The organism is Mesorhizobium mediterraneum (assembly GCF_002284565.1).
In the GTDB taxonomy this organism is placed as follows: domain Bacteria; phylum Pseudomonadota; class Alphaproteobacteria; order Rhizobiales; family Rhizobiaceae; genus Mesorhizobium; species Mesorhizobium mediterraneum.
In genome coordinates, this window is the sequence record NZ_NPKI01000051.1 from 118,502 (window position 1) to 138,680 (window position 20,179).

At 62.8% G+C, this 20,179-nt stretch carries 23 protein-coding genes and 1 pseudogene; 11 read left to right on the forward strand and 13 right to left on the reverse strand.

The window, feature by feature from the left end:
- Window positions 1-51: 51 nt before the first annotated feature.
- Window positions 52-1,119 carry an aldo/keto reductase gene (locus tag CIT25_RS34600; protein WP_095489546.1) on the reverse strand — a complete coding sequence of 356 codons (1,068 nt, stop codon included), beginning with the start codon at window positions 1,117-1,119 and terminating at the stop codon, window positions 52-54.
- Between the two features lie 379 nt (window positions 1,120-1,498).
- On the opposite strand from CIT25_RS34600, the gene CIT25_RS34605 reads away from it, so the two are divergent.
- The gene (locus CIT25_RS34605; RefSeq protein WP_095489547.1) at window positions 1,499-1,663 is read left to right on the forward strand and encodes a hypothetical protein; all 165 of its coding nucleotides are present in this window, start codon (window positions 1,499-1,501) and stop codon (window positions 1,661-1,663) included.
- Window positions 1,664-1,705: 42 nt separating this feature from the next.
- Here CIT25_RS34605 and CIT25_RS34610 read toward each other — a convergent pair whose 3' ends face one another.
- Complete coding sequence (locus CIT25_RS34610; protein ID WP_095489548.1) at window positions 1,706-2,212, reverse strand: DUF1993 domain-containing protein; 507 nt, start codon at window positions 2,210-2,212, stop codon at window positions 1,706-1,708.
- A gap of 123 nt (window positions 2,213-2,335) precedes the next feature.
- Between CIT25_RS34610 and CIT25_RS34615 the strand changes: the two genes are divergently transcribed.
- Window positions 2,336-3,385, forward strand: coding sequence for a DUF1176 domain-containing protein (locus CIT25_RS34615; protein WP_095489549.1), 1,050 nt, complete (start codon window positions 2,336-2,338; stop codon window positions 3,383-3,385).
- Here CIT25_RS34615 and CIT25_RS34620 read toward each other — a convergent pair.
- From CIT25_RS34620 to CIT25_RS34655, 7 genes and pseudogenes are all read right to left on the reverse strand, one after another.
- On the reverse strand, window positions 3,382-4,233 hold the full coding sequence (locus CIT25_RS34620) for an alpha/beta hydrolase (protein WP_095489550.1): 852 nt from the start codon (window positions 4,231-4,233) through the stop codon (window positions 3,382-3,384). The two genes, CIT25_RS34615 and CIT25_RS34620, sit on opposite strands and share 4 nt — an antisense overlap.
- Window positions 4,234-4,602: 369 nt before the next feature.
- Window positions 4,603-6,202, reverse strand: a pseudogene (locus CIT25_RS34630) (NTP transferase domain-containing protein); the annotation flags it as partial.
- Window positions 6,199-6,903 carry an XdhC family protein gene (locus CIT25_RS34635; RefSeq protein ID WP_095489552.1) on the reverse strand — a complete coding sequence of 235 codons (705 nt, stop codon included), beginning with the start codon at window positions 6,901-6,903 and terminating at the stop codon, window positions 6,199-6,201. The gene CIT25_RS34635 and the pseudogene CIT25_RS34630, both read right to left, overlap by 4 nt.
- 87 nt (window positions 6,904-6,990) lie before the next feature.
- Window positions 6,991-7,329, reverse strand: a complete 339-nt coding sequence (locus tag CIT25_RS34640) for an XdhC family protein (RefSeq protein ID WP_095489553.1) — start codon at window positions 7,327-7,329, stop codon at window positions 6,991-6,993.
- Window positions 7,330-7,357: 28 nt separating this feature from the next.
- Window positions 7,358-8,608 carry a vWA domain-containing protein gene (locus CIT25_RS34645; RefSeq protein ID WP_095489554.1) on the reverse strand — a complete coding sequence of 417 codons (1,251 nt, stop codon included), beginning with the start codon at window positions 8,606-8,608 and terminating at the stop codon, window positions 7,358-7,360.
- 4 nt (window positions 8,609-8,612) lie between these two features.
- Window positions 8,613-9,542 (reverse strand): AAA family ATPase, encoded by a 930-nt coding sequence (locus tag CIT25_RS34650; protein ID WP_095489555.1) that lies wholly within the window; start codon window positions 9,540-9,542, stop codon window positions 8,613-8,615.
- A 28-nt stretch (window positions 9,543-9,570) separates the two neighbouring features.
- Entirely contained in the window at window positions 9,571-10,065 is a 495-nt protein-coding gene (locus CIT25_RS34655) for a flavin reductase (RefSeq protein ID WP_095489679.1), read from the reverse strand.
- A gap of 191 nt (window positions 10,066-10,256) precedes the next feature.
- Here CIT25_RS34655 and CIT25_RS34660 point away from each other — a divergent pair, with 191 nt between their 5' ends.
- A complete protein-coding gene (locus CIT25_RS34660) occupies window positions 10,257-11,330 on the forward strand; it encodes a branched-chain amino acid ABC transporter substrate-binding protein (protein WP_095489680.1) in 1,074 nt (357 codons plus the stop codon).
- Entirely contained in the window at window positions 11,330-12,349 is a 1,020-nt protein-coding gene (locus CIT25_RS34665; RefSeq protein WP_095489681.1) for a P1 family peptidase, read from the forward strand. The genes CIT25_RS34660 and CIT25_RS34665 overlap by 1 nt, the downstream gene beginning before the upstream one ends.
- Window positions 12,350-12,395: 46 nt before the next feature.
- Here the strand turns inward: CIT25_RS34665 and CIT25_RS34670 are convergent, their stop codons facing one another.
- A complete protein-coding gene (locus CIT25_RS34670; protein WP_095489556.1) occupies window positions 12,396-12,650 on the reverse strand; it encodes a DUF2171 domain-containing protein in 255 nt (84 codons plus the stop codon).
- Window positions 12,651-12,789: 139 nt separating this feature from the next.
- On the opposite strand from CIT25_RS34670, the gene CIT25_RS34675 reads away from it, so the two are divergent.
- The 4 genes from CIT25_RS34675 to CIT25_RS34690 are packed head-to-tail and all read left to right on the forward strand — an operon-like array spanning window position 12,790 to window position 15,969.
- Complete coding sequence (locus tag CIT25_RS34675; protein ID WP_095489557.1) at window positions 12,790-13,515, forward strand: DUF2259 domain-containing protein; 726 nt, start codon at window positions 12,790-12,792, stop codon at window positions 13,513-13,515.
- Window positions 13,512-14,030, forward strand: coding sequence for a hypothetical protein (locus CIT25_RS34680; RefSeq protein WP_095489558.1), 519 nt, complete (start codon window positions 13,512-13,514; stop codon window positions 14,028-14,030). Before CIT25_RS34675 ends, CIT25_RS34680 begins: the two co-directional genes overlap by 4 nt.
- A gap of 59 nt (window positions 14,031-14,089) precedes the next feature.
- Window positions 14,090-15,397, forward strand: a complete 1,308-nt coding sequence (purB, locus tag CIT25_RS34685) for an adenylosuccinate lyase (RefSeq protein WP_095489559.1) — start codon at window positions 14,090-14,092, stop codon at window positions 15,395-15,397.
- The gene (locus CIT25_RS34690; protein WP_095489560.1) at window positions 15,397-15,969 is read left to right on the forward strand and encodes an RBBP9/YdeN family alpha/beta hydrolase; all 573 of its coding nucleotides are present in this window, start codon (window positions 15,397-15,399) and stop codon (window positions 15,967-15,969) included. Before purB ends, CIT25_RS34690 begins: the two co-directional genes overlap by 1 nt.
- A gap of 16 nt (window positions 15,970-15,985) precedes the next feature.
- Here the strand turns inward: CIT25_RS34690 and CIT25_RS34695 are convergent, their stop codons facing one another.
- A complete protein-coding gene (locus CIT25_RS34695) occupies window positions 15,986-16,798 on the reverse strand; it encodes a VOC family protein (protein ID WP_095489561.1) in 813 nt (270 codons plus the stop codon).
- 250 nt (window positions 16,799-17,048) lie between these two features.
- Here CIT25_RS34695 and CIT25_RS34700 point away from each other — a divergent pair, with 250 nt between their 5' ends.
- Window positions 17,049-17,597 carry an RBBP9/YdeN family alpha/beta hydrolase gene (locus CIT25_RS34700; RefSeq protein ID WP_095489682.1) on the forward strand — a complete coding sequence of 183 codons (549 nt, stop codon included), beginning with the start codon at window positions 17,049-17,051 and terminating at the stop codon, window positions 17,595-17,597.
- On the opposite strand, the gene CIT25_RS34705 is transcribed toward CIT25_RS34700, so the two are convergent.
- Together CIT25_RS34705 and CIT25_RS34710 are read right to left on the reverse strand one after the other, a co-directional pair.
- Window positions 17,594-18,367, reverse strand: a complete 774-nt coding sequence (locus tag CIT25_RS34705) for an HpcH/HpaI aldolase family protein (RefSeq protein WP_095489562.1) — start codon at window positions 18,365-18,367, stop codon at window positions 17,594-17,596. The two genes, CIT25_RS34700 and CIT25_RS34705, sit on opposite strands and share 4 nt — an antisense overlap.
- Before the next feature lie 120 nt (window positions 18,368-18,487).
- Complete coding sequence (locus tag CIT25_RS34710; RefSeq protein ID WP_095489563.1) at window positions 18,488-18,808, reverse strand: DUF1476 domain-containing protein; 321 nt, start codon at window positions 18,806-18,808, stop codon at window positions 18,488-18,490.
- Between the two features lie 274 nt (window positions 18,809-19,082).
- Here CIT25_RS34710 and purC point away from each other — a divergent pair, with 274 nt between their 5' ends.
- Window positions 19,083-19,877: a phosphoribosylaminoimidazolesuccinocarboxamide synthase gene (gene purC, locus CIT25_RS34715; RefSeq protein WP_023674725.1), complete on the forward strand. Its 795-nt coding sequence runs from the start codon at window positions 19,083-19,085 to the stop codon at window positions 19,875-19,877.
- Window positions 19,878-19,918: 41 nt separating this feature from the next.
- Window positions 19,919-20,161, forward strand: coding sequence for a phosphoribosylformylglycinamidine synthase subunit PurS (purS, locus tag CIT25_RS34720; protein WP_095489683.1), 243 nt, complete (start codon window positions 19,919-19,921; stop codon window positions 20,159-20,161).
- Window positions 20,162-20,179 lie beyond the last annotated feature (18 nt).

Consider the following 20,179-nt stretch of genomic DNA (forward strand, 5'->3'; position numbering starts at 1 on the left):
CCCCCTATTGTAATTATTGGGTAATCACACTTTACAGAGCCGGAAGTCTGCTCACGGACACGGGTTACCGACACGCTGGTGGATTGCATCGACCGCCTTCTGCATCTCCTCGGTCCAGACGACATCGGCGGAAGACAGCGCCATTTCGAGCTGGGAAAGGGTCGTCGCGCCGATGATGCTCGAGGCGACGAAAGGCCGGCTCGTGACATATGCGTTGGCAAACAAAGCCGGCTCCATGCCGAAAGAGCGCGCCAGCTCGTTGTACTCAAGTTGCGCTTCCGCGGCGTTCGGGGCCTCGTAGCGCTGGCCGCGATTGAAAAGCTGCGAGCGCGAGCCCAGCGGCCGTGCGCCATGATCGTATTTGCCGGTCAGGTAGCCTTGTCCCAGCGGCGAATAGGCGAGCAGGGAAACCTGTTCGCGCTCGCAGACTTCGGCGAGATTCACCTCGAAGCTGCGGTTGACGAAATTATAGGCGTTCTGCAGCGACACCAGGCGCGGACCGGCGCCCTTGTCGGCTTCGGCGACGAACCGCATGACGCCCCAGGAACTTTCGTTCGACAGGCCGAAATGGCGGATTTTTCCTGCCTTCACCAACTCGTCGAAGACGGCGAGCGTCTCCGCGATCGGTGTCTCGCCGGCCGGCGCGCCAACGGAATCGGCCCGTGGCGCCACGGCGCCGATACGGTTCGGGTTGGCACCCCACGGCACGTCTCGTTCCGGCCAATGGATCTGATAGAGATCGAGATAGTCGGTGTTGAGCCTGGTCAGCGATTTTTCGACGGCATCGAAAATGTCGGCGCGCACCAGCTTCGACGGGCGCCCGCCGCGGAACCATGCATTGGCGGTGCGGCCAACCACTTTCGAGGCGAGGATCACTTGATCGCGGTTGCCCCGAGCTTTCATCCAGCTGCCGATGATCTTCTCGGTCCAGCCTTGCGTCTCCGCCTTGGGCGGGATCGGGTAAAGCTCGGCAGTGTCGATGAAGTTGACGCCGCGCGAAAAGGCCAGATCCATCTGGGCGTGGCCGTCCGCTTCGGTGTTCTGCTGGCCCCAAGTCATCGATCCCAAGCAGATCTGGGAAACAAGAAGATCGGTCCGACCGAGGCGGCGTTTGTGCATGGAACTTTCTCCGGCGGGAAATTTTTGTGCGGCTGCGCGGGCAGGAAGCCGCAGCATACAGGAGGGCCCGGGCTGTCTCCAAGCCCGCCGCCAATCGCCAGCGACTTTTCCGTAGAATCCAGCCAACGGCCGCGCGGCAGTCAACAAAAAGCCGGACTGCATTTTCATGCAGTCCGGAATTTCGCCAGGAACGGCGAGGAAAAACCGGCTCAGTGCCGGCGTTCAGCTATACGGTCGGCCCGCGCCGGAAGTTTCACCGGTTGGTCGATTGTGATCAAAAAAGCCTGCGCAGCATGGCTGCCATGCAAATGCTGCACTGCACAATTGTCATGATTTGCCTATATTGCGACTCGGGGAGGACCAACCAGGGGCTTGAATCATGGGTTTCCTCACTGAAATGTTCGCCCGTCCTCGTCCGCAGGAACGTCTGCGCTATCGCGCGGCTCTGGCGCTGCTTCATTCGATGAGCAATGCCGACCGTGCGGATATCGGCATCAAACCAGCCGACTTCCCGCGCGTCGCCCGCGAAATGTCCTCACGCTAGTCGGATATCCCGGCTCCGACCGGGATATCTCCTCGCCATTCTTCAACGCGATCCCATGAAAATCGCCTTGCTCAGCGGCACGCCATTGTGACGCAGAATGTCGTAGGCGGTGGTCAGGTGGAAATAGAAATTGGGCATGGCGAGATGCAGCAGATACTGCATGCCGGCCATCGAGAATTCGCGCTGGCCAAGCTTCAGCTCGATCATTCTGTCATCGGAGCCGTCCATATCGGCAGCCGAGAATGTCGCCAGATGGTCGACGGTCTTGGCGATACGCGCCTGGAGATCGGCAAAGCTCGCCTCGTTGTCTTCGTATTTGGGCACCTCGCGGCCGGCAAGCCGCGATGGGGCGCCCTTGGCGTGGTCGGTGGCGATCTGCACCTGTCTCGTCAGCGCGTACATGTCCGGCGCCAGCCTCGACGTCAAAAACACCTGCGGATCGATCTTCCGGTCGAGCGCATTCTGCTCGGCGATGCTCAGCACGTTGGATAGCGCCTTCAACCTGGCCGAAAACACCGGCACAGACGCTTCGTACATCGATATGGTCACGTGAATCTCCTATCCGGCGGGAACGCCGACGGCGGGACGTAGCGCCTTCGCAGCCGATTCTTCAAGCGTCACCACGTCGCCGCAATCGGTATGATAGGATTTCCCATCTGGTGGAGATTCCCGATGAGAAGCGCCCTTTTCGCAGCGACCGCTTTTTTCTCCCTGGCCGTGACAGGCCAACCAGTGCTCGCCGCCGCAGCGCCCTATGTCGATGACAGGTCGGACGCCGAAGCGGTCATCCGCTCGCTCTACAGTGCCATCAACCGGCAAGAATTCGCGCGCGCCTGGGACTATTTCGGCGACACCAAGCCGGCCAAGGATTTCGGTGCCTTCGTCAAAGGCTATGACGGCACCGAAAGCGTCGATGTCAAAACCGGCGGCGTGTCGGAAGACGGGGCGGCCGGCAGCATCTATTACAATGTTCCGGTCGCCATCCGGGCGACAGCCAAGGATGGCAGCGAAAATGTCTTTGCCGGCTGCTACACGCTGCGCCAGGTCAATGCCTCGATCCAGGAACCGCCGTTCCGCCCGATCTTCATCGACAAGGGCGCACTGAAGCCGTCCAAGGCCGATTTCGAGAACGCTATGCCAGAAAGCTGCGGCGACGGACCACCGCCGCCGAAGAAGGATGCGGCGCTGGAGCAGGCCAAGAAGGCGTTTGCAGCGACCTATGGCGAACAATGCGACAAGGAAATGCCTGGCGGCGAGCCTTTGGGAGAGCCGGATGCCTACTCCCTCCGCTACAAGGATGCCGGCGCCGAGGCCGACGAGCCCGAACGCGAGACGCGGCTATTCCGCTTCTTCTGCTCGATGGCTGCCTACAATGAGAGTGCCGTCTACTACATCGCGGATGATGTATCCGGTGTCCGGCAGTTGCAGTTCGCCTCGCCGGAGCTCGATATCCACTATGAGAACAACGATAGCGAGGGTAAGGTCGAGGCGATCAACGTCATCGGCTTCGAGACCGACGACCAGCTGGTCAATTCCGAATATGACGACGGCACCAAGACGATCTCGTCCCTCAACAAGTGGCGCGGCGTCGGTGACGCCTCGTCAGCCGGGACCTATCTGTTTCGCAACGGCAATTTCTCGCTGGTGCAGTACGATGTCGACGCCTCCTATGACGGCGAGATCAACCCGCAGACGGTGGTGGACTACAACACCGCGCCTTAAGGGGCCTTCGACAGCATCCAGTTGAGCGTGCCGCGCCAGTCGGTCATGCGGATCGGCGTGCCGTGCGTGCCGGTCTCGAAGCGGACAAAGCGGGCCGGATAAGTTTTCGATTTGGCCAGTATCGAACGGAAGAAGGCTTCCTGTTTCTCGACTGGAAACACCGGGTCCTTGCTGCCCTGGCCAAAGAAAACCGGAACGCGGCGCTTGAAGGCGGGGCTGGAGAAGAAAGTTTCATCCCACAGCGAGCCGAGCAGCAGCAACCCGTCGATGCGGCCGCCCATATCCTTGCGGGCAGCAAGCTTCCAGCACAATGCGCCGCCCATCGAGCCGCAGGCGACGAAGATCTTCGCACCTGGCGACCGTTCGGCATAGTGGCCGATCAGCGCGGCGATTTGGGCAGCACCCGTGTCGCCGAAATCGGAAAAGTCCGGGGAGAGATAGAGGCCGCCATTGCTGGCCATCAGGTTCTTGATGCGGTTGAAATTGCCACCGAAGGTGAAGTCGTCGACGCCCTGCTTGCGGCTGCCGCCCTGCCCGTGCAGGTAGAGCACGATGATCGAGGCGCCTTGCGTGCGGCCGACGGCGACGTGGCGGATACTGCCGGCATCGGTCTTCAGCGACAGATCCTGCTGCATCTTGCGCACACTGGTGTCGACATACTGCGCCTGCGCGCGGCGCTCCGGTATTTCGTCGCGGGCGTTGATATCGCGCAGTTCACGATAGTCGATGACCGTATAGGCGCCGTTGTTTGCGGACGAGAGGATGGCCGGATAAGCGAACAGATTGTCCTTGAAGGGCTTCAATTCGACGGCATCGGCGTAAGCGGCGAAGGAAAACAAGAAAAACATCGAAATCAGCAGGGCGCAGGCCCCCCTCTGGCCTGCCGGCCATCTCCCCCTCAAGGGGGGAGATTGAATATCGCGCCAGCTTTCGCCAATCGTCGGCCTTATAAAGTGAGGGCCGGCATCGACGCTGCCAATCTCCCCCCTTGAGGGGGAGATGGCCGGCAGGCCAGAGGGGGGTAGGACGGTACGAATAGCCATGCCCCCAGGCATGCGTTTTTCGGCTTCGGTTTGTCAATCCTGCAGCACGCCGCCGGCACCTTCCAGAGCCTCGCGGGTGTCGACATCGATGGACGCCCCCTTGCCGATCTCGACATCGACGACATCAAGCCCCTCGGCCTCGACCAGATGGCGTGCGCCGGTATCGCCTTCGANGCACGCCGCCGGCACCTTCCAGAGCCTCGCGGGTGTCGACATCGATGGACGCCCCCTTGCCGATCTCGACATCGACGACATCAAGCCCCTCGGCCTCGACCAGATGGCGTGCGCCGGTATCGCCTTCGAGATGAGCGATCGCCGCAAACAGCGAGCGCGGCAACAGCACCGGATTGCCGCGCTTTCCCTCATGCGAGGCGCGCACGACCGATCGGCCCTCGGACTTGCGGAATGCGTCGATCAGCCTGTCGAGGTCGGCCGACGAAACGCCCGGCATGTCGCCGAGAACGATCATGGCGCCGGCGGCGTCGCCGCTGACCCGCGCGATGCCGACCTTCAGCGATGAAGACAGGCCGTCAGCGAAATCCGGATTGTCGGCGAAGGTCACGTCGAGGCCCGACAATACCGTCCGCACCCGCTCGCGCTGATGGCCGGTAACGACGATTGTATCAGAGGCTTTCGAGTCGAGCGCGCGCTCGGCGGTGCGGCGCACCAGCGGCTTGCCGTCGAACAGCGCCAGCAGCTTGTTCGGGCCGCCCATTCGGCTGGAGCGGCCAGCGGCCAGCAGCACGACATCGACCTTCAACTCGGCCCTGGCCGGCAGCGGCTCGCGCGGCTGCGGCCGCGTCGGGATCTCCATCAACAAACCGCCGACACCCATGCCGGCAATATCGTTGGCCGTCACGTCGATGCCGGCAATCAACCGGTCGAGAACCCAGTCGAAGCCGTTCTCCTTGGGACTGCGGGCGCAGCCAGGCGCACCGATAATGCGCTTGCCGCCAAGTGTGCCGAGCACCAGCAGATTGCCGGGATCGACCGGCATGCCGGCGCGGATGACGGTCCCGCCGGCCCTCTCGATCGCCGCCGGGACGACGTCGCCAAAATCGCTCATCGCCGAGGCGCCGAAGATCACCACCATGTCGTTGTCGCGCGCCAGCGAGGCCGCAGCTTCCGCAACGGGGCCAATTTCGTGCGGCGTGCGGCGCTCCGCCGTCAGCCGGCCGCCCGAGCGCGCCAGGCGGGCTTCGGTGACACGCAACGTTTTGTCGAGCACGCTCGGCTTGATGCCGGGCAACACCGTCTGGATGACGCCTACGCGCACCGGCTGATAGGCATTGACGGCAAAGATCTCGCTGCCGGCGCAGATTTTTGTCACGGCATCGACCAAGACCGAGGCAACGGCAAAGGGAATGATCTTCACCGTCGCGACCATCTGGCCCTTTTCGACCGGCGCGTGCTGCGCCAAGGTGGCGATGGTGATGGTCGGATCGACGGCGTTGATGGCGTCGATCATCGCCGCATCGACGGTGAAGATGCCGGCCGCTTGAGCATGGAGGTTGACCCGGCCGGTTGCGGCGGGCTTAGCCTCGATGTTGCGGTGGATCATGCTTTCGGCGATTTTTTCGGCAGCAGCGTCCTCGCTAAGATCATCGGGCGCAAGGACAGCGGCTACAACCTCGTTGACCCCGGCCGCTTTCAGCAGTGACAGGTCATCGGCACTTAACCGATGTGCCTTGCGGAAACGCCGTTCTCCGGCGGTAGTGGCGTGCGCCAGCACCGCGCCTTCGGCCGTATCTACGGGGATTGGACCAAATTTCACGCCACCGCGTCCTTGGCTTCGAGGCCGCGCGAGCGAAAGGCGTGGATCGCCTGTGCCAGCACCGCTACCGCGATCTCGGCCGGGCTCGCTGCGCCGATGTCCAAGCCGATCGGCGCGTGGATACGGGCGATCTGGTCGGCGGTCGCGCCCAATGCGAGCAGGCGCTCGACGCGCTTAGCATGGGTCTTGCGGCTGCCGAGCGCCCCGACATAGAAGCAGTTGGCGTCGAGCGCGGCCTTCAGCGCGAAGTCGTCGATCTTCGGATCATGGGTGATGGCGGCCAGCGCCGTATAGCTGTCGAGCGGCTGGCGTTTCAGGATGTCCTCCGGCCATTCGGCATGCAGCGCCACATCGGGAAAGCGGTCTGCTGTGGCAAAGGCCGTGCGCGGATCGACGATCTCGACGGGATAGCCGGCGATCTTGGCCATCGGCGCCAGTGCCTGGCTGATATGAACGGCGCCGATCACCAACAGGCGCGGCTGCGGCAGATAGGCATTGAGGAAGAAGGTTCGTCCTTCCGCCTCGACCGACCCGGAATTGCCTGATCGAAACGCCTTGGCGATCGCAGCGCCCAATTCGCCGGCAACCTGATCGCCTTCGCGCACGATGCGATCGCGGCCGTCGCCGAGATCGGTGACCAGAATCGCCGCGCGGCGGGCGCGGCGTTCGGCGTTCAGCGTCTTTAAGGCGAATGGATCCATCAAAAGATCTCTTGTTTGAGCATGATCTTGTCCGAAAACCGGTTCCCACTTTTCGCTGACGCGGACCTTCGGTTCGGGATCATGCTTCTAACCCAACCGCTCGACATAGACCTTGATGCGCCCACCACAGGACAGGCCGACCTGCCAAGCGGTTTCGTCGGCGACGCCGAACTCCAGCATCTTAGCCTGGCCGCTGTCGATGACGTCGACCGCCTCGGTCACCACCGCGCCTTCGACGCAGCCGCCAGAGACGGAGCCGTGGAAATTGCCGTCCGCGTCGATGACAAGATGGCTGCCGACCGGACGCGGCGCCGAGCCCCAGGTCTCGACCACAGTGGCAATGGCGACATGCTTGCCGTCCTTCATCCAGCCTTCCGCGATGATCAGCGGATCGCGTGCCTCGTCGAGATAAATACTGCTTTCCATCACCGTTTCTCCCGGAGAAAACATATGGCTATGCGGCGCTTCTCGCGCCACCCTCAATCCATCGGCGTGGGTCGACGGAGCGCGCCGACTTCTTGTCCAGCGACGCGCAGAGGTCGGCGAGCGCATCGAGATTGTGCACCGAGCGGAACTCGTCGACATGCGGCAGCATCGCCTTGACGCCACGGGCGCGGGCCTCGAAGCCGTCAAAGCGCAGCAGCGGGTTCAACCAGATCAGCCGCCGGCAGGATTTGTGCAGACGCTCCATCTCCTCCGACAGGCCGGCAACGTCGTCGCGCTCCAGCCCATCGGTGATCAGGAGAACGACAGCGCCCTGCCCCAGCACACGCCGCGACCACAGCCGGTTGAATTCGGCCAGCGTATCGCCGATGCGGGTGCCGCCCGACCAGTCCTTCACCGTCGCCGAGCAATCGGCGAGTGCCGCGTCGGGATCGCGATGGCGCATCTGCCGCGTCAGATTTGTCAGCCTGGTGCCGAAAACGAAAGCGTGCACGCGCCGGCGCTTTTCGGTCAGCGCATGCAGGAAATGCAGGAAGATGCGCGTGTACTGGCTCATCGAACCGGAAATATCGGCAAGCACGACCAGCGGCGGGTGAACCTCGCGCGGTGACCGGAATTTCGGCAGGATCAGTTCGCCGCCAGTGCGCGCGGCCGAGCGCATCATGGCGCGCGGATCGATGCGGCGGCCATGCGCATTGGATTTGAAGCGCCGTGTCCTGACCATGTCGAAGGGCAGCCGCAACTCGGCGATCGCCTTCTTGGCGTCAGTCATCTCGGCGGCGTTCATCTGGGCAAAATCCTTGCCCCTCAACACCTCGTTGCCGGAAAAGGTGAAGCGGGCGTCGACCTCGATCTCGGGGATTTCCTGCACCGGCTGGTTCTTCTGATGACCCTCGAACATCGCCTGGCTGACGCGGTTTTCCGCGGCGCGCGGCTTCTGCTTCTCTCTAATGTCGGGCGCCACCGGCGAAAACATCGCCAGCATCTTTTCGATCAGCTCGTGCGATTTCCAGAACAGCCGGAACGTCTCGTCGAAGGTGGGGTGATCCTCATGCCGCGAGACCAGAACGGCATGCAGCGTCCAGTAAAAATCGTCGCGGGAACCGATGCCGGCGGCCAGCACCGCCTCGATCGCGTCTTTGACTGAGGCCGGGCCGACCCGCATGCCGGCCTTGCGCAAGGTGCGGGCGAAATAGACGATGTTGTCGGCGATCCGCCCGTCCGGCGTGGCCTCTTTCGGTTCGGGACGCGACGTTGCCATCGCCCTACTCCGCCGCCGAAAGCTCGGCCTTCACCTCGTTGAGGATGCGCCGGCCTTCGCCCTGCTCGATACGGGCAATGTCGTCCTGGTATTTCAGCAGCACGCCGATCGTGTCGGAAATGGTTTCCGGATCGAGCGCCACCTTGTCGAGTTCGGTCAGCGCGCCGGCCCAGTCGATGGTCTCGGCGACACCCGGCACCTTGAACAGCTCAATCTGGCGCAGCTTCTGGATGAACGAAACCACCTCCGCCGACAGCCGGCTGTTGGCCTGCGGCACTTTTCTGCGCACGATCTCCAATTCGCGCTCGGCATTGGGATAATCGACCCAGTGATAGAGGCAACGCCGCTTCAGCGCGTCGTGGATCTCGCGGGTGCGGTTGGTGGTGATGATGACGATCGGCGACTCCTCCGCCTTGATCGTGCCGAGTTCGGGCACTGTCACCTGAAAGTCGGAGAGGATCTCGAGCAGGAATGCCTCGAAGGCCTCGTCGGTGCGGTCTAGCTCGTCGATCAGGAAGACCGGAGCGGCGCCCGCCTTGCCGGTCAGCGCGTCGAGCACCGGGCGGCGGATCAGGTATTTTTCGGAAAAGACGTTGCGCTCCATGTCGGAGCGATCGACCTTGCCGGCCGCCTCCTCCATGCGGATCTCGATCATCTGCGCGGCGTAGTTCCACTCGTAGACGGCCGACGAGACATCGAGGCCTTCATAGCACTGCAGGCGGATCAACCGGCGGCCGAGCGCTTGCGCCAGCACCTTGGCGATCTCGGTCTTGCCGACACCGGCCTCGCCTTCGAGGAACAGCGGCCGTTTCATGCGCAGCGATAAAAACAGCACGGTCGCCAACGACCGATCCGCCACATAGTCCGCGCCGGTCAGGAGATCGAGCGTCTCGTCGATCGTCCGCGGCGCGGGACGCGGTTTCAACTCGGTCATGCTCTCTCCGTGAGTGCAACCATACCCGTCACAGAACGTGGTAGTCGCGGTCGTGATAGATCAGCGGCCGCAAATTATCGCCGATGCGCAGGCCTGTCACCTTGCCAAAAAGCACACGGTGGGTGGCCAGATCCTTGATGTCGATCAGTTCGCAGTCGAACACGGCAAGCGCGCCCTTCAACGTCGGCGCACCGGTCGAGATCACGTCCCACTCGCCCAGCGCGAAACGTTCTTCGACCGGCAGGCCTGTGAGACCGGAAAAGCCGACCGCCAACGCCTCCTGGTGCGAAGCCAGCGTGTTCAAGGCGAACTTGCCGTTCCTGACGAACGGCTCGTTCTTGGGATTTTCGCTATTGAGACAAACCAGGATGGTCGGCGGCGTGTCCGAGACCGAACAGGCCGCAATGACCGTCGCACCGCGCCTGCCACTGGGGCCATCGGTGGTGACCACATGGACGTGGCCGGCAAAATGGCTCATCGCGTCGCGATAGGCCTGCGGCCCTATGTCGTTCTTCTTCAGCACCGGCGATTTCCATTGGTTTGAAGCGAGGTGAACCCAACCGTTATATATGGCGGCATATTGCATGCCACAAGCGAAGTGGTTGACATGCATCCTGAATTTCGCGTGTTGCGTGGAAGCTAGCCAGCCTTTAGGTCTTGGCAGGAAGTGGCGCCGGCAAACACGCGACCGGCGCGGAGGAATTCTTCGCTCGCATGCGACCCAGGACAACGACAATAGCGGTGCTGGCCTGGCTGTCTCTCGCCGGCAATGCGAACGCTGAGACGCTGCTGGTCGGCGTTGCAGCACCGCTATCCGGGCCGTCGGCGATCCTCGGCAAGCAGATCGAGGCGGGCGCCAGCTTGGCGGCAAAGGCGAACGGCGTCGAGCTCAAGTTGGTCGACGACGGATGCACGGCCAATGGAGGGGCTGCCGCAGCCAGGGAATTCGCCGCGGCGAAAGTCGGCGTGGTCGTTGGTTTCCTCTGCACCGAGGCGATCGAGGCGGCGCTGCCCATCCTGAAGGAGGCCAGCATACCCGTCATCACCGTCGGGGTGCGCACCGAAAGCCTGACCGACCGGCGCGCCAAGACCGGCTGGCCGGTCTTTCGTCTCGGGCCGCGCGGCGACGACGAGCGCAACGCCGTCGCCACCATCCTCACACGGCTGTGGCAGAGCGAGCTGTTCGCCGTCGTCGACGACGGCACGATCTACGGCCGCGAGATCGCCGAGACGCTTCGGGCGGCAGCCGAACAGGCGGCGCTGAAGCCAGTGTTCGTCGACACGTTCCGGCCGCAGCTCGATAACCAGATCGGACTGATCGGGCGGCTGAGGAAAGCCGGCGCAACGCATGTCTTCGCCGGCGGCGACGGCAGCGACGTCGCCATCATGGGCCGCGACGCCGGCCAGCTCGATGCCGGCATCATTTTTGCCGGCGGCGAAACACTGCGCACGCTGCCCGGCGACGCACCCTATGCGACGGGCACGCTGATGATCGCGCCGCCCGAATGGGCCGATGTCGCCGACCCCAAGGTGCTGGAGGCGTTTGCCGCCCGAGAGATCGTGTCGGACGGCTACACGCTGCCGGCCTATGCGGCGGTCGAGATCGCCAAGGCGGCCTCGGCGCTGGCGGAAACCTCCAGCAAGCCATTGGCCGATGCGCTTACCGCGCATGACTTCAGCACCGCGATCGGGCCCGTCCGCTTTGACGGCAAGGGCGACTTGACCGAGAACCTCTATCGGGTCTTCCGTTTCAACGGCGTCCGGTTCGTGCCGATCGAGGACCAATGATGTTTCGTACAGGGCCGCGCAATCTCATCACCGATGTCGCTGGCCTGCGCGTCGGCAATGCTTCCGATGTGAGGCTGAAGTCCGGGGTGACCACCGTCGTCTGCGACGAACCGGCGGTGGCCGGTGTGCAGATCCTGGGCGGTGCGCCGGGCACCCGCGAGACCGACCTGCTCGAGCCGCACAATTCGATCGAGGCGATCCATGCCGTGGTGCTTTCGGGCGGCTCGGCCTTCGGTCTCGATGCCGCCTCCGGCGTGCAGGCGGCGCTGCGCGAAAACGGCGTCGGGGTGGAGGTCGGCGGCTTTCGCGTGCCGATCGTCCCGGCGGCGATCCTGTTCGACCTGCGCAATGGCGGCGACAAGGATTGGGGCCGGTATCCGCCCTATCGCGATCTCGGCTATGAGGCGGCACAGGCGGTCGGCAGCGACTTTCCGCTCGGCACGGTCGGCGCGGGCACCGGTGCATTGAGTTCCGGCCTCAAGGGCGGCCTCGGATCGGCCTCGACGGTGCTCGACAGCGGCGTCACCATCGGCGCGCTCGCCGCCGTCAACCCGACCGGCTCGGTGACAATCGCCCGTGGCAGGCATTTCTGGGCCGCACCCTTCGAGATCGGCGACGAGTTCGGCGGGCTTGGCTATCCCTCGCCGATGCCGGAGGACGCGAAACGGATCCTGCTGAAGTTTCGCGACAAGCATGTTGGGACACGGACGGCGGTCGGCGGCAACACGACCATCGCCGTCATCGCCACGGATGCCGTTCTCACCAAGGCTGCCGCCAAACGCCTGGCGATATCAGCGCATGACGGCTTCGTCCACGCCATTTGGCCGACACACACGCCGGCCGACGGGGATCTGGTTTTCGCGCTGGCGACCGGCAAGAGCGGCATCGAGCTGGCGCCCAACGACGCCATCGACCTCTACGCAGCGGCCGGCGCCACCATGGCGCGTGCCATCAGCCGCGGCGTCTTTGCCGCGACGCCTGCCAAAGGCGACCTGTTTCCGGTCTGGTCGTCGCGCTGAATGCGCGCTGCCGTAATCAAATGGGCCGTAATCAAATGGCCCGTGATCAGGTGGGGTCGGATTTTTCTTCCTCGAAGGTGACCGCGACATCCGAATTTGCCGACAGCCGCACTTTCTGACCCTCAATCTCGGCAACGAGACTGAGCGGAATGAAGTGATGATGGCCCCTATGAGCGCCCTCGCCGCTGTCACGCTTGGTCAGCTTGATTCTTTGTCCCTCAACTTTGTCGACGGTGCCGACATGGACGCCGTCGGCGCCGATCACTTCCATGTGTTGGCGAATCTTGGCTGCATCGGTCATGGTGGGGTCTCCATTTGAAGCTGCCGACAATAACAAATGACGGCACGATTGGATGCATCGGCGTTGCGTTTCAGACCGCACGACGTCTTGACCGCGTCGTGATAGTGATGAATCGACCTTGGCTGCCGGGAGTAACACCATGCGAATTCTTGTTCTGTTTGCCGTTTCCCTCCTTGCCCAGTTTACGACTTCGCTCGCCGCGCATGCCGGCGACGTCGCCGAGCTTGAAATCCTCGGCTTCACCGGGGATGGCGGCGTCTTCGCCTTCGAGGAATATGGCGTCCAGGACGGATCAGGATTCCCCTATGCCAATCGCTATTACATCAACACCGCGGACGACAGTTTTCTGAAGGGCACGCCGATCAGGGTGCGGCTTGACGACGAGAACGCAACGCTTGAGGCAGCGCGCCTTGCCGCCAGGCAGAAAGGCGAAGCCATCATCAAGCAGTCGGAATTGACCGCGAACCGCGGCATCACCGCCGGCTTCAACCCGGTGACCGAACTTTCGGCCGATCCGTTCCGCATGGTGGTCAACCCGCGGCCGATCTTCTCGCCGGTCGACGATCCGCTCGAGTTCCGGCTCGACGAGATCGGCATGAACGACACCGAAACCTGCCAGAGCCTGGGCGAGATCAACGGCTTTCGCCTGCTGCGCATCGAGGCGAAAAACGGCGGCAAGACCGAGCTTCTGCACGAGGACAAGTCGATCCCCAAAAGCAGAGGCTGCCCGAACGGCTACCGCATTGGTGCGGTGCAGACATTTTCGTTGCAAGGCCTCAGCGCCTACGCCGTGCTGATTGCGGTGCGCCAATATGGCTTCGAAGGGCCGGACTATCGCTGGATCGCGGTGACCGGCCGGCTGTGACGCCGCTCCCCGTCATACGCAACCGCGTCCGGGATCGCATCCGCAAGACCTTGCCATCGCCGGGCGCCGCGGCCTGTGGCGCCCTGCTGTGGGCCGCAGCGATGGGCGCCAGCGCGCTTGTCAATCTGCTGCTGGACGACTGGGAGACCCCGGCAAAGATCCGCTTCGTCTCGTTGCTCTATGCGGCAGGCGGTGCGCTCGCCTTTCCGGTTGGCCTGTTCCTGGCGCGGCTCGTCTCGCTCGGACGGCATTGGCAAGTCGCCTTGGCGGCCGCGTTTGTCTGTCTTCTTGCCACTACGATCAGCTTCACCGGCGGGCTCTTTGCGCTGCACTACCGTTCCTACTATGCCCAGTGGCATGAACCGGCACTGACCATCGCCTGGTCCATCCAGTTCGTGCACACTGTGGCGACGGCGTTCTATCAATTCATCGTTCTGGGCATCCGGCTTTATTTTCCGCTCGGTTTCATAGCGCTCGCTCTCGCCAGCATCTGGTTTGCGCGGCAGCAGCGTTGAGCATTTTGTCAGCCTCTGTTAGGACGCGGTCGAACGCCCTCGCAAGTCAGGACTGACCGATGATCCCTCGCTACTCCCGGCCGGAAATGGTGGCCATCTGGTCGCCCGAAACCCGGTTCCGCATCTGGTTCGAGATCGAGGCCCACGCTTGCGACGCATTGGCCGAGCTCGGCGTGATCCCGAAGGAGGCCGCCAAGACCATCTGGGAAAAGGGCGGGGCGGCGAAGTTCGACGTCGAGGCCATCGATGAGATCGAGCGCGTCACCAAGCACGACGTCATCGCCTTCCTCACCCATCTCAGCGAATTCGTCGGGCCGGATGCCCGCTTCATCCATCAGGGCATGACCTCCTCGGACGTTCTCGACACCTGCTTTGCCGTGCAGCTCAGTCGCGCCAGCGACATCCTTTTGGCCGACATCGACGCGCTGCTGGCGGCGCTCAAGCGTCGCGCCTTCGAACACAAGGATACCGTCACCATCGGCCGCAGCCACGGTATCCATGCCGAGCCGACCACCTTCGGCGTCAAGCTGGCGCAGGCCTATGCTGAATTCTCGCGCTGCCGCGAGCGGCTGGTGCACGCGCGTGAAGACATTGCGACGTGCGCCATATCAGGTGCTGTCGGCACCTTCGCCAATATCGACCCCTATGTCGAAGAGCATGTGGCGAAGAAACTCGGATTGAAGCCGGAGCCGGTGTCGACGCAGGTGATCCCGCGCGACCGTCATGCGATGTTCTTCGCGACGCTGGGTGTCATCGCCTCGTCGATCGAACGGCTGGCGACAGAAATCCGCCATCTGCAGCGCACCGAGGTGCTGGAGGCGGAAGAGTATTTTTCGCCCGGACAGAAAGGCTCGTCGGCGATGCCGCACAAGCGCAACCCCGTGCTGACCGAAAACCTCACCGGGCTTGCCCGCATGGTGCGTTCCTTCGCGCTGCCGGCGATGGAGAACGTGGCGCTCTGGCACGAGCGCGACATTTCGCATTCGTCGGTCGAGCGCATGATCGGCCCGGATGCGACGGTGACGCTCGATTTCGCGCTGTCGCGGCTGACCAGTGTCATCGACAGATTGCTCGTCTATCCCGACAACATGCTGACGAACATGAACAAGTTCCGCGGCCTCGTGCATTCGCAGCGCGTGCTGCTGGCGCTGACCCAGGCGGGCGTCAGCCGTGAGGATGCCTACCGGCTGGTGCAGCGTAACGCCATGAAGGTTTGGGAGCAAGGCGCTGATTTCCTTGAAGAACTTCTCGCCGACAAGGAGGTCACCGCAGTCTTGCCCGAAGCCGAGATCCGTGAAAAATTCGACCTTGGCTATCATACCAAGCATGTCGACACGATCTTCAAGCGGGTGTTCGGAGAAGCGTGATGATTTCGGCGGCTGGAGAATTCGATTTTCTCGCCCTGCCGGGGCGCGGTAATTCCGGGCCAGATCACTGGATGTCGCATTGGTGCCGGGCACTCCCCAATTCGAGCCGCGTGCTGCAGGCCGAATGGGACAGGCCGAGCCCCGAGGACTGGATTGGCCGGGTGGACGCCGCGATCGCCGCAGCACCTCGGCGCGTGGTGCTGCTTGCACACTCGCTGGCGGTGGCGACGGCGGTGAAATGGGCAGCCGGCGCCAGCGAAAGCCAGCTCAACAAGGTTGCGGGCGCGTTGCTGGTTGCCGCAACCAATGTCGAGGACCCTGATCCGTCCTTCGACCTTGTTCGTCCCTTTGCGCCGATGCCGTTGAAACGCTTGCCTTTTCCGACCCTGGTGGTGGCCAGCCGCACCGATCCGCGCGTCACCTTCGACCAGGCGACGGCCTTCGCCGCGGCCTGGGGCGCGGATCTCGCCGATGCCGGCGATCTCGGCCATATGGGAAACGAAACCCGCCTCGGCCTTTGGCCGGCGGGCCTGCTCATGCTCGGTCGCTTGTTGGAAAAAGCCCGGCTCTAACAGGCTTCCAAAACGCTCAAGCCTTGCCGGGAACGGTCCTGATCACCGTGCCCCATGGGTCCTCACGGGCCGTTGCATCAGCCACATTGTCTGAACGCATTTCCACCCAGGCTAGACCGGACCGAGAAGGATCGCGTCGGCCGGCACCGGCACTCTGCCACGCATTGGCGCCGATATGGTGGTGGTAGCCGCCTGACGACAAGAACACCGCCGCGCTGCCATATTTCGCCACTGTGTCAAAGCCGAATTCCTGATGCCACCAGGCTTCGGCGTCTTCCGGCCTGCCGACGCGCAGATGGACATGTCCGATGATGCTGTTGTCCGGCGCACCCTGCCAGCCGGCATCGCCGGCCGGCACTTCGGCAACGACAGAGGAGATGTTCAGCCGTTCGGTCGCCATCGCTATCTTGTCGCCATTCCATTTCCAGTCCTCACGGCGGCGGTCGGCATAGATCTCGATGCCATTGCCTTCAGGGTCGGTCAGGTAAAGCGCCTCGCTGACCAGATGGTCGGAAGCGCCCTCGATGCCGATCTTGTTGGCGATGGCGTGGTTGATCCAACGGCCGAGATCGGCCCGGCTGGGCAGCAGGAAGGCAGTGTGGAAGAGGCCGGCACTGCGCGGATCGTCGGGCTTCGCCACTGCATCCGCCTCGATGTCGAGCAAGGGACGATTGGCAGCGCCCAGCGTAATCGTGCCGCCTGCGCGGCTCAGCTCCTGCAGGCCGACGACGTTGCGATAATAGGCAGCGAGATTTTCGGCATCGCGCGCCCGCAACCCGACGCGGGCAACGCTGACCGGGGTCGTGGCGGCAAAAGGCAGTTCGCTCATCAAACTCTCCGTTTGGGCGGCCGTCGACGAGATTCCCAAAGCCAGGAGCCCGGCGCCACCTACCATTGTACGTCGTGTCAGTTCCAAAATCCTGTTTCTCATTTACACGGCTGTTTCTTTCTCGACGACAGATCGTCGATCGCGATCGTTCACACAAGATGGCAAGAAGCGAACATGGTGTTCACCATTTTGATCGCCAGGCCGGCTCGACACGGTTGCGCGAAGCAACGGTGCTCGCTACATGCGCGCCATGAAAGTCAGAGATGCAGATATTCTCATCGTGCCGGGGTATACCAATTCCGGTCCCGACCATTGGCAGAGCCGCTGGCAATCGAAATTGTCGACGGCACGCCGCGTCGAGCAGGCAGAATGGTCGAAGCCGGTGCGCCAGGACTGGACGGCGAGCGTGGCGAAGGCGGTTAACGAGGCCGAGCGGCCGGTCGTCATCGTCGCGCATTCGCTTGGGGTCGCGGCCGCAATCCAGGCAATGCCGCAGTTCCAGCGCCCGGTCGCCGGAGCCTTCTTCGTGGCGCCGCCCGACGTCGCCAATCCCAAGATAAAACCCAGGCACTTGATGACCTTCGGCCCCTATCCGCGCGAGCCACTGGCATTCCCTTCGGTGGTGATCGCCAGCCGCAACGACCCGTTCTGCGCGTTCGGCGTCGCCGAGGACATTGCCGGCGCCTGGGGCTCGCTGTTCATCGACGCCGGCGATGCCGGACATCTCAATGCAGATTCCGGTTTCGGGCCGTGGCCCGAAGGATCGATGACTTTTGCGAAATTCCTGACGGATCTTTAGGACCCGATCGAGTCCTTGACGCTCTTCAGCAGGGTCTTTGCCCCCAGACCGATCAGCGCATGCTCGGAGCCCATGGCCAGCAGCCGATAGCCCATCGATACCACGCGGCCGGCGATGGCCGGCTCGACGACGTAGATCGCGGCATGCTTGCCGGCCTTGCGTGTCCGCTCGGCGATCGAGGCGACGGTTTCCATCATGCTTTCGAGCGTCGAGTTGACGGTGGCGCCGTTCGACCAGGCAATCGAGAAATCCGATGGGCCGAGGAAGATGCCGTCGATACCCGGCGTGTCGAGGATGCCGTCGAGCGCATCGAGGGCGGCGCGCGTCTCGACCATAGCGAAAGCCATGGTGCGCTCGTTGCTGTCGCGCAGCCAGTCGGCATAATCGCCCTTGCCATGGCGCGGAAAGGCATAAGTCGGACCCCAGGAGCGCTCGCCGAGCGGCGGGTACTTCATGGCGGCGGCAAACAGCCTGGCGTCCGCCACAGAATTCACCATCGGCGCAATCACCGCCTCAGCGCCGAAATCGAGCGCGCGGCTGGCCATGTCGAAGCGGCCGACCGGAATGCGCACCAGCGCCGGTTTGTTGGCGGCCAGCACCGGCCCAAGGCCGCGCAGCACACTGTCCTCGTGATGCCCGCCATGCTGCATGTCGAGCGTGACGGCATCGAAACCCTGTCGGGCAAGAATCTCGACCGTAAGGGCATCAGGCACGCCGGACCATGCGGTGCACAACGTTTCATCGGCCGCAAGGCGTGACTTCAGGGACATAGGCGGTTTCCTCTTTGGTTGCAGCAATTCAGCCGGAAATGGCTGCAAAGGCAAAGAAAAACCGCCCGGTCTACCCGGGCGGTCGATTGGTCCAGCAAGTCGATTTGGCTCAGAGAGAGATCAGGTGTTCTTGATCTGTTCAATCGCCTGCGCCATCAGATCGTCCATGGTGCGGCGAATCTGGTGGTCCGACTGGTCGACCCCGGCTTCGTCGAAATCCTTGCGTATCTTGCGGAAAACGTCGTGATCGCCAGCTTCCTCGATGTCGGCGACCACGACCTGCTTGGCATAGGCTTCGGCATCGGGTCCGGACTTGCCCAACTTTTCGGCGGCCCACAGGCCGAGCGCCTTGTTGCGGCGCGCCGAAGCCTTGAACCGGAGCTCCTCGTCGAATGCGAATTTGCGCTCGAAACCCTCTTCGCGGTCTTTCATATCGATCATGGCATCCCTCCGGTCAAATCCGATTCGCTGGCGGTTGAATATGTGTTGCCGAAGCACAAACCAAAAGGCCGCGGGCCGGTCAATATGCTACATCACTTGCTGCGCTGCGGCATTTCATTCCGGAAAGCGGTTGATTGAAAGGATTTGCCGATTGAGCAAACAGTGCGATTGGGATAGACACCGGCATTGAACCCCTACCGTTGCCGCACTAATTTAGGCATACGGACAGGAACTGGTCGTTTGCCGCCTGCCCGGAAATCCAGAGAAAAATCAGATGAAAAATCGCCGCCGCATTTATGAAGGCAAGGCCAAGATCCTCTATGAGGGACCTGAGCCGGGAACGCTGATCCAGTTCTTCAAGGATGACGCGACCGCTTTCAACAAGAAGAAGCACGAAATCGTCGATGGCAAGGGCGTGCTCAACAACCGCATTTCCGAGCATATCTTCAACCATCTCAACCGGATGGGCATTCCGACCCACTTCATCCGCCGGCTCAACATGCGCGAGCAGCTGATCAAGGAAGTCGAGATCATTCCGCTCGAGGTGGTCGTCCGCAACGTCGCCGCCGGTTCGCTGGCCAAGCGTCTCGGCATCGAGGAAGGCACGGTGCTGCCGCGCTCGATCATCGAATTCTATTACAAGGCCGACGCGCTCGACGATCCGATGGTGTCTGAAGAGCACATCACCGCTTTCGGTTGGGCGAGTCCTCAGGAGATCGACGACGTCATGGCGCTGGCCATCCGCGTCAACGACTTCCTCTCCGGCTTGTTCATGGGCGTCGGCATCCAGCTCGTCGACTTCAAGATCGAGTGCGGCCGCCTGTTCGAAGGCGACATGATGCGCATCGTCGTTGCTGACGAGATCTCGCCGGACTCGTGCCGTCTGTGGGACGTGGCGACGCAGGACAAGCTCGACAAGGATCGTTTCCGCCGCGACATGGGCGGATTGGTCGAAGCCTATCAGGAAGTCGCCCGCCGCCTCGGCATCATGAACGAGAACGAGCCGCCGCGTCCCGCCGGACCAGTGCTCGTCGCCTCGACCGATGGCGTCAAAGGCAAGCCGCACTGAGATTTTTGCCGCTCAACACTTTGAACAGGAGCATGTCCAGCGTGATCAAGGCCCGCATTACCGTCACTCTCAAGAACGGCGTGCTCGACCCGCAAGGCAAGGCGATCGAACATGCGCTGTCCGGGATGGGCTTTGACGGCGTCGGCCATGTGCGGCAGGGCAAGGTTTTCGATGTCGAGCTTGCTGAGAGCGACAGGGCCAAGGCCGAAGCCGATCTCAAAGCGATGTGCGACAAGCTTCTGGCGAATACGGTGATTGAGAACTATAGTGTGGCCATTACCTGAGGTTGTGCAGGAGGGCAG